10 protein-coding genes and 1 pseudogene are annotated in these 12,355 nt (G+C 70.0%); 2 read left to right on the forward strand and 9 right to left on the reverse strand.

Annotated elements, in window-relative coordinates; translation table 11 throughout:
- Together AC08OQ_RS11625 and AC08OQ_RS11630 are read left to right on the forward strand one after the other, a co-directional pair.
- A pseudogene (locus tag AC08OQ_RS11625) lies at positions 1-201 on the forward strand (2-oxoacid:ferredoxin oxidoreductase subunit beta); the annotation flags it as partial.
- Positions 202-575: 374 nt separating this feature from the next.
- Entirely contained in the window at positions 576-1,745 is a 1,170-nt protein-coding gene (locus AC08OQ_RS11630) for a hypothetical protein (protein ID WP_476599988.1), read from the forward strand.
- A gap of 85 nt (positions 1,746-1,830) precedes the next feature.
- Here the strand turns inward: AC08OQ_RS11630 and AC08OQ_RS11635 are convergent, their stop codons facing one another.
- The 9 genes from AC08OQ_RS11635 to AC08OQ_RS11675 form a co-directional block, all read right to left on the reverse strand.
- Positions 1,831-2,847, reverse strand: coding sequence for a polyprenyl synthetase family protein (locus AC08OQ_RS11635; protein ID WP_476599986.1), 1,017 nt, complete (start codon positions 2,845-2,847; stop codon positions 1,831-1,833).
- 7 nt (positions 2,848-2,854) lie between these two features.
- Positions 2,855-4,390 (reverse strand): NADH-quinone oxidoreductase subunit NuoN, encoded by a 1,536-nt coding sequence (gene nuoN, locus AC08OQ_RS11640; RefSeq protein ID WP_476600005.1) that lies wholly within the window; start codon positions 4,388-4,390, stop codon positions 2,855-2,857.
- Positions 4,391-4,431: 41 nt separating this feature from the next.
- Positions 4,432-6,072, reverse strand: coding sequence for an NADH-quinone oxidoreductase subunit M (locus AC08OQ_RS11645; RefSeq protein WP_476599984.1), 1,641 nt, complete (start codon positions 6,070-6,072; stop codon positions 4,432-4,434).
- A 1-nt stretch (position 6,073) separates the two neighbouring features.
- On the reverse strand, positions 6,074-8,059 hold the full coding sequence (nuoL, locus tag AC08OQ_RS11650) for an NADH-quinone oxidoreductase subunit L (protein WP_476604489.1): 1,986 nt from the start codon (positions 8,057-8,059) through the stop codon (positions 6,074-6,076).
- A gap of 190 nt (positions 8,060-8,249) precedes the next feature.
- Positions 8,250-8,549: an NADH-quinone oxidoreductase subunit NuoK gene (gene nuoK / locus AC08OQ_RS11655; RefSeq protein WP_462185661.1), complete on the reverse strand. Its 300-nt coding sequence runs from the start codon at positions 8,547-8,549 to the stop codon at positions 8,250-8,252.
- The gene (locus AC08OQ_RS11660) at positions 8,546-9,352 is read right to left on the reverse strand and encodes an NADH-quinone oxidoreductase subunit J (RefSeq protein ID WP_476592097.1); all 807 of its coding nucleotides are present in this window, start codon (positions 9,350-9,352) and stop codon (positions 8,546-8,548) included. Before AC08OQ_RS11660 ends, nuoK begins: the two co-directional genes overlap by 4 nt.
- Positions 9,349-10,002, reverse strand: a complete 654-nt coding sequence (nuoI, locus tag AC08OQ_RS11665) for an NADH-quinone oxidoreductase subunit NuoI (RefSeq protein WP_476601371.1) — start codon at positions 10,000-10,002, stop codon at positions 9,349-9,351. The genes AC08OQ_RS11660 and nuoI overlap by 4 nt, the downstream gene beginning before the upstream one ends.
- Before the next feature lie 3 nt (positions 10,003-10,005).
- Positions 10,006-11,355: an NADH-quinone oxidoreductase subunit NuoH gene (gene nuoH, locus AC08OQ_RS11670; protein WP_476601370.1), complete on the reverse strand. Its 1,350-nt coding sequence runs from the start codon at positions 11,353-11,355 to the stop codon at positions 10,006-10,008.
- Positions 11,352-12,355: molybdopterin dinucleotide binding domain-containing protein (locus AC08OQ_RS11675; protein ID WP_476612037.1), on the reverse strand; the 1,004-nt coding region annotated here is incomplete at its 5' end. The genes AC08OQ_RS11675 and nuoH, both read right to left, overlap by 4 nt.

Below are 12,355 nucleotides of genomic sequence, written 5' to 3' on the forward strand. Positions count from 1 at the left end.
GCCGATCCGAGCCAGGCGTTCGCGCTGTCCCGGCTCACCGGCGACTCGCACGGCGTCACCCCGATCGGCATCTTCCGCGACGTCGACGCGCCGACCTACGACGAGGCGTTGAACGCCCAGATCACCGACGCCAAGACCCGCCAGGGCGACGGGGACCTGATGTCGCTGATCGCCGGTGGGAAGACTTGGACCATCGAGTGATCTGAAAACCGTCCGCTGATCTGATCAGCACTCCACAGCCCGTGGCCCGGCCGGCCGGGCAGAGCCCGCAATACCACAGAACTATGTCATTGATAATGCCGCTTGGCAGCTATCTGCCGGGTAGTGCGCCACTCCGGCACCTTCCGGTAAGGTGACATCGCGCGTGGGGGTGCCGTGTGGCCCGGGGGGGGCTCACAACACCGATGCAGCCGGAGGCGCAGTGCGGGTTCATCGAGCCCTATGCCCACGGTCCGTGGCGACTCCGCGTTCGCCTATGGGCACCATCAGCATGACCGTTCCGATCACGGCCGGTCGCGCCGGGCAACCCCGCGGCTCGGTCGGCGTCGTCGTCCGGACCGCTCCCGGAGGTCGTCGTGGGCAATCATTCGGCCGGTCGGCATTCACGCCAGCGCCAGGAAGTCGCCAGGCAGGCCACCGGCCGCCATTCGGCCGCGGCACCGACGACCTCCACCGCGGCAGCCGCGTCGTTCCCACCGCCGACCCCGCCACGGCCCCCGGTCGCCCCACCCGGCGAGCTCGACACGATCACCGGACCGCTGTCGGTGAGCACCTCCGCCCGCCGGGCCCGGGAGGCCACGGCCAGCCGGGTCGGCGATGCCGCCCAGCGTCGCCGGCCGCTGGACACGCTGTCCCGGACCGGCCGGCCACGGTTCGCCACGACGGCCACGACGGCCGCCGCCGGGGTCCAAGCCGGCGGCACCCTCGGCACCCTCTACGAACCCCTCCACGTTCCCGGGCCCACCTCCCCCACCGGGAGCCACCGGCCCGCCGACATCCATCCGGCGAGCCCGCCCGCCGAGAGCCCCGGCCGGATGCCCGGCGCGCACCGGGCACCGGCCAGTCGGCGGGGCAGCGGGCGGGTGCGGCTCGCCGCGGCGGGAACCGTCTCGCTCGCCGGGCTGTCCGCGCTGGTCGCCGGCGTAGCCCTGGGCGGCGATCCGACGGGCGCCACGACCGGCCCGAACGGCGGCGAGGTGCCTCGGGTCCAGTACACAGGCGGGGCCGCCTTCGGCTCCTCGCAGACGCAGGCCTCCCGCGACCGTCCGCAGGCCACCTTGCCCACTCCGCCCCAGGCGCTGCTGGCGCCGAGCACGAGCCAGTCCGGCCTGACCGCCCACCCGGGTAGTCCGTCCGGGCGATCAGGTTCCTCCCACGCCACCGGCGAGGCGTACCTGAGCCCCGGCACCTCGCCGATCCCGATCGTGCCACTGACGCCGCGGGACGAGCTCAGCTCACCCAACACGAGCCCCACCGACCTGCGTACCATCGCGCCCAGTCCGACGGGCACCGCCGGCGCGGCCACGACATCGCCGTCGCCGACCGACTCGTGGCCGTGGGGCGACCCGACCCCCTCCACGAGCCCGACGCCGACTTCGGCCGGTGGCTCCCTGCCGTTCCATCCGACGCCGATCGACGTCACTCCGCTGCTCGAGACATTCTTCGGTACGCAGGCCGGTGCCACGAAGGGCCACGCCGACCCGGCCGGAACCACCGCCACGACGGCGGTCACGTCGGGGCACTGACCCAGGACGCCCTCCGACCTGGCCGGGTCTCACCAGATTCGGCCAGGTCACCTTGTTTCCGGGACCGGGCGGTCCCGCGCCGCGCTCAGCCGGTGCGGTCGACCACGAAGTCGGCGAGGGACTCCAGGGCGGTCTTCGCCGGATTGTCCGGCAACGGCGCGAGGCATTCCCGCGCCCGGCTCGACCAGGAGACGAGTTCCGCCCGGGCCCGGGCCATGCCCACGTGGCTACGCAGCAGATCGAGAGCCTCGCCCACCCGGTCCTCCGTGTTCCCGTCGCCGGGGGCGAATCCGGTGGTGATGAGCTCCCGGAGCCGTCCCGCCGCCCGGTCATCGGCCTGCAGCGCGTAGAGCACCGGCAGGGTCGGGATCCCCTCCCGCAGATCCGTGCCGGGCGTCTTGCCCGAGTCCACCGGGTCCGAGGCAACATCGATGATGTCGTCGGACAACTGGAAAGCCACCCCGAAAAGCTCCCCGAAGGTCGCGAGGGTGTCGACGGTGATCGGGTCAGCGCCCGCCAGCATGGCACCGAGCCGACCCGAGGTCGCGATCAGCGAGGCGGTCTTGTCCGTGATGACCCGCAGATAGTGCTCGACCGGGTCCTGCCCGGGCGCCGGGCCCACGGTCTCCCGGATCTGCCCCTCGCACAGGGTCGCGATCGTCCGGGCGAGGATGCGGGTCGTCTCCGGGCCGAGGTCCGCGGTGATGTCGGAGGCGCGGGCGAACAGGTAGTCCCCGGTGAGGATGGCGACCGTGTTTGTCCACCGCGTGTTCGCAGAGGCCGCTCCCCGCCGCCGCGGCGCCTCGTCCATCACGTCGTCGTGGTACAGCGTCGACAGATGGGTGAGTTCGATCGCCACCGCCGCCGGCACCACCCCGTCGGCCTCGGGATCGGCGAACTGCGCCGCCAGCAGCACAACGATCGGACGGAAACGTTTCCCCCCCGCGTCGACGAGATGGCGGGAGGTCTCGGTCACGAAGGCGGATTCGCTGCGCACCGACTCGCGCAGCAGACCCTCCACCCGGACAAGACCCATCCGCACGGCCTTTTCCAGATCAGGATCGGTCCTGATCCCCACGACGTCCAGCCCGATATCGCTCATACCACCGTCAGCGTACGAAGCCGGACGTCGCGGCGGTCGTCGCGAGGTCCAGGAGTGGCTGTGGCGCTACTCCCAGTACAAGAGTAGCCACAGTGCCGATGGCGACCGCGGCGAAAGTCAACGTCGGGCGGGTCACCACCACCGGACCCTCGGCGAACGGCTCGGAGAAGAACATCAGCACAATGACCCGCACGTAGAAGAAGGCGGCAATGGCGCTGCACACCAGTGCAACGACTACCAGCGGGGTGGCGTCCCCGGCGATCGCGGCCTGGAACACCGCGAACTTCCCGGTGAACCCGCTCGTCAACGGGATCCCCGCGAGCGCGAGCAGCAGGAACGAGAACGTCCCGGCCAGCAGGGGCGAGGTCCTGCCGAGCCCCCGCCACTGGGACAGGTCGCCGGCCTCGCCGTCGCCGGTACGGACCAGGGAGACCACGGCGAAGGCGGCGATCGTCGTGAAGCCGTAGGTCACCAGGTAGAACATCGAGCCGCGCAGGCCGTCGGTGTTGGTGCCGGCGAGGCCCACCAGCAGGAACCCGGCGTGCGCGATCGCAGAGTAGGCCAGCATGCGCTTGATGTCGCGCTGGGTCAGGGCAAGCACCGCGCCGACCAGCATGGTGAGGATGGCGATCGTCCACAGGATTGGTCGCCAGTCCCAGCGCAGCCCCCCGAAGGCGACGTAGAAGACCCGCAGCAGGGCGCCGAACGCGGCGACCTTCGTCCCCGCCGCCATGAACGCGGTAACCGGCGTCGGCGAGCCCTGATAGACATCCGGCGTCCAGGAGTGGAACGGCGCGGCGCCGATCTTGAAGAACAGACCCACCGCCAGCAGCGCGAACGACAGATAGAGGTAGGTGTCGTTCACACCGGCGTTGCCGACCGCGTCCGCGATCGCCCCGAACTCCACGCTGCCGGCAAATCCGTAGGCAAACGCGACGCCGTAGAGGAAGAAGGCCGAGGAGAACGCCCCGAGCAGGAAGTACTTCATCGCCGCTTCCTGCGACAGCAGCCGGCGGCGGCGGGCGAGCCCGGCCAGCAGGTACAGCGGCAGCGAGAGGATCTCCAGCGCCACGAACATCACCAGCAGGTTGTTCGATGCGACGAAGAGCATCATCCCGGTGACCGAGAAGACCATCAGCGGATACGCCTCGGTCTGCACGTCTGCCGAGGTCTGCTGCGCCGTCGATCCCTTCGAGCCTGGAGTGATCGCGGCCGAGGCCACGATCGCCCCGCCGGACGAGTCAAGCTGGCGTTCGGCCACCAGCAGCACCGACAGCAGGGCGAAGACCAGGATCGTGCCCTGCATGAACAGGGTCGGCGCGTCGATCGCCAGCGCACCGGAGGCGAGGATGGCCTGCCGGCCATGCAGCACCGCCACGGCCACGAGCGCGGCGACGAAGCCCGCACCCGCCAGGATCGGCTGGAAGGTCCGCCGGGCCCGCTTCGTGGCGAAGGCGTCGACGAGCACCCCGACGAGCGCGACCCCGAACACGATCAGGATCGGGCTGAGCGAGGAGTACTCGATCGACGGCGGCGTGATCATCGGGTTCGATTCCTGCGCCAGGAGAAGGTCGGGTGTGGCGCTCACGAGTGGCCTCCGGACTCCGCGGTCACCGAGTGCGTCGGAGCCGGGTCAGACTTGCCGATATCGGCATAGGTCGCCGTCACCGTCGGCGTGATGATGTCGAGCAGCGGCTTGGGGTAGACCCCGAGCGCGACGATGAGCGCGACCATCGGGGCGACGACGAGCTTCTCGCGCAGGCTGAGGTCGACCAGGACCTTGTTCTCCTCGTGCACCACCGGCCCGGTCATCGTCCGCTGGTAGAGGTACAGGATGTAGATCGCGGCCAGCACGATGCCGGTGGTCGCGACGATCGCCAGCGGCTTGTTCCGGGTGAACGTCCCCATCAGCACCAGGAACTCGCTGACGAAGCTGTTCGTCCCGGGCAACGCCAACGACGACAGTCCGGCGACGAGGAACACCCCGGCGAGCACCGGCGTCACCCTGGCCAGACCACCGTAAGCGCCGACGTCACGGGTGCCGCGGCGCGCCACCAGGAAGCCCACGACCATGAAAAGCAGGCCGGTGGACAGGCCGTGGTTGACCATGTAGAGCACCGCGCCGCTGCCCGCCTGGGAAGTGAAGGCGAAGGTGCCCAGCGCGATGAAGCCGAAGTGGGCCAGCGAGGTGTAGGCGACCAGCCGTTTCATGTCCCGCTGCCCGATGGCGAGCAGGGCGCCGTAGAAGATGCCGGTCACCGCCAGCCCCAGCACCAGCGGGGCGAAGTAGTCGGCCGCGTCGGGGAACAGCGGGATGCAGTACCGGATCAGTCCGAACGTGCCCACCTTGTCCAGCACCCCGACCAGCAGCACCGCGCCGCCGGTGGGCGACTGCGCGCCGGCGTCGGGCAGCCAGGTGTGGAACGGGAACAGCGGGGCCTTGATGGCGAACGCCAGGAAGAAGCCGAGGAACAGCAGCTTCTGCACCTCGGGGGTGATGTCCATCTGCCGCAGGGTGGCGAAGTCGAAGGTTCCGCTGCCGAGGTTGTCGGCGGAGACGACGTACAGCCCGATCACGGCGGCGAGCATCAGCAGGCCACCGAAGAGGCTGTAGAGCAGGAACTTGACCGCCGCGTAGGAGCGCTGCGCTTGCTCCCTGACCGGGCCGTAGCTCCCGATGAGGAAGTACATCGGGATGAGCATCGCCTCGAAGAAGACGTAGAAGAGGAAGACGTCGGTGGCGGCGAACACGCCGATCATCCCGGCCTCCAGCGCCAGCAACAGCGCGAAGAACGCCGGGACCGACCGCCTGCTCCGCGTCCCGGCTCCGGGCCCGGAGCCGTCCGCCCCGACGGCGGCCGCGCCGGTCGGGTCCGTCGCGCCGGTCGTCCCGCCATCCGCGTCTGCCTCGTCCCAGGACACCAGGACCACGACCGGCACCAGCAGCGCGGCCAGCAGGATCAGCACCAGCGAGATGCCGTCGGCTCCCACCGAGTAGGAGATGCCGAAGGTTTTGATCCAGTCGTAGGACTGGCCGAACTGGAAGCCGGCCTTGTTCGGGTCGTAGGCAGCAGTCGCAAGGACCGCGAGCACCAGGACCGCCAGCGAGAGCCCGAGGGTGAGCTGCTTGGCGAGGGTCGACAGCCGGCGGGGCAGAGCGGCGACGATCATCGCACCCGCGACCGGGACGATCAACATGATCGTCAACCAGGGGACTGTGTGCATGTCAGCCCGCCCTCACCAGCAACAGCGCGCCGACCACGAGGACGGCACCTCCCAACATTGACAGAGCGTAGGACCGGACGAAGCCGGTCTGGAGGCGGCGCATCCGCCCCGACAGGCCGCCGATGGCGGCGGCGCTGCTCCGCACGAGCCCGTCGACGCCGACGAGGTCCAGCCAGACCAGGAAACGGGTCAGGTACTGGCCAGGCCGCATCGCGACGGTCTCGTTGAAGGTGTTCGCGAACAGGTCGTGACGGGCGGCGACGGTGACCAGGGTGACCTTGGAGTCCGGCGGGGCCGTCGCCTCGACCGGGCGCAGCTGGTAGCGCACATAGGCGCCGGCGAAGCCGCCGACGGTGACCACCAGTGTGAGCAGGGTGAGGACGAGCGGCGAGAAGGTGTGGACGCCCTCGACGTGCGTCCCGGCGACCGGTTCGAGCCAGTCCTGCAACGAGTGGCCGAGGACGAACAGGCCACCGGCGAGGACCGAGCCGACGGCCAACACGATCATCGGCCCGGTCATCGACACCGGGGACTCGTGCGGATGCCGGACGTGCTCGCCCTCCGTCGTCCAGCGCGGCCTGCCGTGGAAGGTCATCAGGAACAGCCGGGACATGTAGAAGGCGGTGATGCCCGCGCCCAGCAGCGCGATCGAGCCGAGCAGGTATCCCGATGTCCCACCCTTGTCGAAGGCGGTCTCGATGATCCGGTCCTTGGTGAAGAAGCCGGAGAACCCGGGGAACCCGATGATCGCCAGGTAGCCAAAACCGAAGGTCACCCAGGTGATGGGCATGTACCGCCAGAGCCCGCCGTAGTGGCGCATGTCCTGGTCGTCGTGCATCGCGTGGATCACCGAGCCGGATCCGAGGAACAGGCCGGCCTTGAAGAAGCCGTGGGCGAGCAGGTGCATGATGCCGATCGCGTAGCCGGCCGGTCCCAGCCCCACCGCGAGGAACATGTACCCGATCTGGCTGACCGTCGAGTAGGCCAGCACCTTCTTGATGTCGTCGTAGGCGCAGCCGATGACGCAGCCAATCAGGATCGTGACCGCCCCGATGATCACTACGACGGTGCGAGCGGCCTGCGTCTCGTTGAAGATCGGCCCGGCCCGCACGATGAGGTAGACCCCGGCGGTGACCATGGTTGCCGCATGGATGAGCGCGGAGATCGGGGTCGGGCCCTCCATGGCGTCCGGCAGCCAGGCCTGCAGTGGGAACTGACCGGACTTGCCGCACGCGCCGAGCAGGAGCAGCAGCGCGATCGCGGTGATCGTGCCGTAACCGATGACGCCCGCGGCGGCCGAGCCGAACACGTCGGCGTAGCTCGTCGACCCGACGGTGGCGAACATGAACATGATCGCGAGCACCAGCCCGACGTCCCCGACCCGGTTCATGTAGAAGGCCTTGTTCGCCGCGGTGGCGGCGGCCGGCCTGTACTCCCAGAACTTGATGAGCAGGAAGGACGACAGCCCGACCAGCTCCCAGCCGGCGTAGAGCGACAGGAAATTGTCGCCCAGGACGAGCAGCAGCATCGACGCCAGGAAGAGGTTCATGTAGGCGAAGAACTTCCGCCGGACCGGGTCGTGCGCCATGTAGCCGATCGAGTAGATGTGGATCAGTGTCCCGACCCCGGTGATCAGCAGCACAAAGACGACCGAAAGCTGGTCGACCAGCAGACCGACGTCCACCTGGAAACCGTTGACTGGAATCCAGGAGTACAGCTGCTGGGACAGCGCCCGGTCGTCACCGGGGCGGTCGAGCAGGCCGGCGAACAGCACCAGACCGATCACGAAGCTGGCGGCGGAGGTCAGTGTGCCGAGCAGATGCCCGAACCCGTCGGTCCGCCGGCCGCCGAGCAACAGCACCGCGGCTCCGGCCAACGGAAGCGCGATGAGCAGCCAGGTCAGCGAGAAGACCCCCGACGCGGCCGCATAATGGATCTTGCTGCCGCCATGTTCGGCGGCGGCGAGCAGAAGCGGGTCAGCGTTCATCGCGACTCCGCCGCGGATGCCATTGGCGATAATGCGTCACTGCAGTGTCGTCCGTTCTTCCGTGGCCGACGGCCGGTCGCAGCCGCGTTCCGGCGGCGGGAGCGGACCGGAGAGTCCACCCGACCCGGTCCGCGGTGGGAATGCTGGTCAAGATCTGGTGCTCGCGCTCGTACTCGTGCTTGGCTGGGATCTAGTACTTCAGCAGGTTCACGTCATCCACCGACGCCGAGTGACGGGTTCGGAAGATGCTGAGGATGATGGCCAGGCCGATGACGACCTCGGCCGCGGCGACGACCATGACGAAGAAGGCCATGATCTGCCCGTCGAGGGTCCCGTGAATGCGGGAGAACGTGACCAGAGTCAGGTTCGCGGCGTTGAGCATGAGCTCCACCGACATGAACACGACGATCGCGTTGCGCCGGACGAGGACCCCGACCGTGCCGATGGTGAACAGTAGCGCGGAGAGGATCAGGTAGTTCGCGGGGTTCATCGACCGTCCCCCTTACCGGCGCCGATGGGCGCCGAGCCGTTCGCGTCCCGGGAGATGCCGCCGCCCGGCTCGCCGGGCGTCTCGGGGATGCCCCCGATGCCCGAGGCGCGCCCGCCGCCCGGCAACAGCCCGAGCGTGTCGGCGGAGTCATGCCGGGCGAAGACCCCCGGCCCGGGCAGCGGGGTGACCTGACGGCCCTCGGTGAAGCGCCGCCGCATCCACTCCCGCTGGCTGATCCGGCCGCCTTCGCGTTCCCGGTGGCCGAGGATCATCGTGCCGATCGCGGCGACGACAAGCAGCGCCGAGATCGCCTCGAAGACGAAGACATAGTCGGTGAACAGCAGGCGGCCGATCGCCTGGACGTTGCCGCCGGTGTTCGCCTCGGACAAGCCCGTGGCGCTCCCGCCGTCGATCGCCGAACCGATCGGGAAGGCCAGCAGGCCCGCGAAGCCGAGGCCGAAGACGATCGCGCCGAGGCGCTGACCGCGGATGGTCTCCACCAGCGAGTCGGACGAGTCGACCCCGACGAGCATCAGCACGAACAGGAACAACACCATGATCGCGCCCGCGTAGACGATGATCTGCACGAACCCGAGGAACGGTGCCTCCTGGATCAGGTAGAACACCGCGACGCAGAACAGGTTGGCCACCAGCAGCAGCGCCGAGTGCACGGCGCTGCGGACCATCACCATGCCGAGTGCGGCCAGCACCGCGACCGGGGCGAGGATCCAGAAGGTCGCGGCCTCACCGGTGGAGGTGCTGGTGATGTCCCCCGCCGCGGCGGCGAGGATCTCGTGGTTCATCGTGGTCGCTCCGAACCGGCGCCGTGGGCGGGAACCTCGTCCGCCCGGGAGTGCTCGCCCGCCGTCCGCCGGGCGATGACGTCTGCTGCCTCCCGCTCCGCGGCCTGCCCCGCGGCCTGCTCCTGCCCCGCGGCCTGCCAGGGCAGCGGGGCATCGGGGTCGCGGGTGTAGTAGTCGGTCTCGCTGGAGCCGAGCCGCATCGGATGCGGCGGCGCCTCCATGCCCTCGCGCAGCGGAGCGAGCAGCTGTTCCTTGGTGAAGATCAGATCCTGTCGGCTGTCGTCGGCGAGCTCGTAGTCGTTGGACATCGTCAGCGCCCGGGTGGGGCAGGCCTCGATGCACAGCCCGCACAGGATGCACCGCAGGTAGTTGATCTGGTAGACGCGGCCGTACCGCTCGCCCGGGGAGTACCGCTCAGCCTCGGTGTTGTCCGCGCCCTCGACATAGATCGCATCGGCCGGGCACGCCCAGGCGCACAGCTCGCACCCGACGCACTTCTCCAGGCCGTCGGGATGCCGGTTGAGCTGGTGACGGCCGTGGAAACGCGGGGCGGTCTCCTTTTTTTCCTCCGGGTACTGCTCGGTCGTCGGCTTCTTGAACATCGTCCCGAAGGTGACGCCGAACCCCTTGTACGGGTCGAGGATCCCCATGACTCAACGCTCCTGACGCGGACCGGGGTCCGCGGGGATGACAGTGGACGACCCGTTGGCCGAGGCACCGGCGGACACCGCCGGACGGCCCCGTCCACCGGCCGGCGGTGGGGGCGGCCACGGGATGCGGTCGAGGCTCGGCGCCTCGGCCAACTTGCGCTGCTCGGCCTCCTCCAGCTCCCGCTGGTGCCTCGCGCCGCCGGGATCAATGAGCGCGACGATCAGCAGGATGCCGACGACCACGCCGAACCCGACGAGCCAGGGCGTGCGGTCGTCCACGTGCTTCTGGTAGACGCGGAAGGTCGCGACGGCCAGCACCCAGACCAGACCGACCGGGATGAGCACCTTCCAGCCGAAGCTCATGAACTGGTCGTACCGCAGCCGCGGCAGCGTCCCGCGCAGCCAGATGAAGAAGAACAGGAACGCCAGCAGCTTGAGGACGAACCAGATCAGCGGAATCCAGCCGGAGTTCAGACCGGACAGGCCGGGGATGGGCGGAGGCTGCCAGCCCCCGAGGAACAAGGTCGTCGCGATCGCCGAGACGGTGACCATGTTGATGTACTCGGCCAGGAAGAAGAACGCGAACTTGATGGAGCTGTACTCGGTGTGGAACCCGCCGACCAGTTCGCCCTCGGCCTCGGGGAGGTCGAGGGGGGTCCGGTTCGTCTCGCCGACCATCGAGATGCAGTACAGGACGAACGACGGCACCAGCACGATGTACCAGCGACCCGACTGGCTCGCCACGATGCCGGAGGTCGACAGCGTGCCGGCGTAGATAAACACCGCGACGAACGCGAGCCCCATCGCGACCTCGTAGGAGATAATCTGCGCGGCCGAACGCAGCGAGCCGAGCAGCGGGTAGGTGGACCCGCTCGACCAGCCCGACAGGATGAGCCCGTAGACACCGAGGGAGGCGGCCGCCAGCAGGTAGAGCACGCTCACCGGCAGGTCCGCCAGTTGCAGCGTGGTCCGCTCCCCGAGGATCGAGACCTCCGGACCGAAGGGGATCACCGCGAAGGCGAGGAACGCGGGCACCGCGGAGACGATCGGCGCCAGGATGAAGATCGGCTTGTCGGCGAGTACCGGGATGAGGTCTTCCTTGAGCATCAGCTTGGCGCCGTCGGCGAGGCTCTGCAGCCAGCCCCTCGGGCCGTGGCGGTTCGGGCCGACCCGCTGCTGCATCTTCGCGACGACCTTGCGCTCGAACACGATCGCGAACAGCGTCATCAGCAGCAGGAAGGCGAACACCGCGACGGCCTTGAGCAGGATCAGCCAGAACGGGTCGTCGGCGAACGCATGCAGGTCCGGATCCGCGGCCGCGGCCCAGACGAGCGTGGGCGGGGTGGCGCTCATGCGCGGCCTCCGGGAGTGTCGTCCCCGGCGGGAGTGTCGTCCCCGGCAGGGGGATCGTCCTCGGCGGGGGTGCTCGTCCCGGCGGCGCCCACCCGGACGAGGACCCCGGCGTGCCCGGCAAGCGTCCGGCGCACGTGCGAGCCCGGCGAGTGGGTCGGCACCCAGACCACCCGGTCGGGCATCGCCGTGACCTCGACGGGCAGGGTGATCGAGCCGCGGGGGGTCGTGACGGTTACCCGCCCCCCGGCCACGGCGCCGATCTCGGCGGCGGTCGCGGCGGACAGGCGGGCCACCGCCGGGCGCGCGGTGCCCGCCAGGTAGGGCTCATCGGCCTGCAGAGCGCCGTCGTCGACGAGCTGGTGCCAGGTCGCGAGCACCGCCTCACCCACCCCCGCGACCGGCGGCTCGGCGATCGGCTCCGACGGGGCGGGCACCCGGCTCACACCGTCGCCGGCCCGGCCCAGGGCGCGCAGCTCGCGGGCGGCCGCGCCGGCGTCGGGCAAGCCGAGGTCGAGGCCCATCTCGGCGGCGAGCAGGTGCAGCACCCGGACGTCCGGCAGGGCCGGGGTGTCCAGGGCCCGCTGGAACGGTCGCAGCCGGCCCTCCCAGTCGACGAACGAGCCGGCCTTCTCCGCCACCGGGGCGATGGGCAGCACCACGTCCGCGACCTCGGCGATCGACGACCGGCGCAGCTCGATCGAGACGCAGAACGGCATCCGGGCGAGCGCCGCGAGCGCACTCGCCGGATTCGGCAGGTCCTCCGCGTCGACCCCGGCCACGATCACCCCGTCGAGCCGCCCGGCCGCGGCGGCGGCCAGGATGCCGTCGGTGTCGCGGCCGGGCGCGCCGGGCAGCGGACCCCCCCAGACCTCCTCGACCTCGGCGCGCCCGGCGGCGTCGGTGACCGGGCGGCCGCCGGGCAGCAGCGAGGGAAGCAGCCCGGCCGAGACCGCGCCGCGGTCACCGGCCCGCCGCGGAACCCAGACGAGCGAGGCACCGG

The sequence above is a fragment of the Frankia sp. CcCS3 genome, assembly GCF_977927575.1.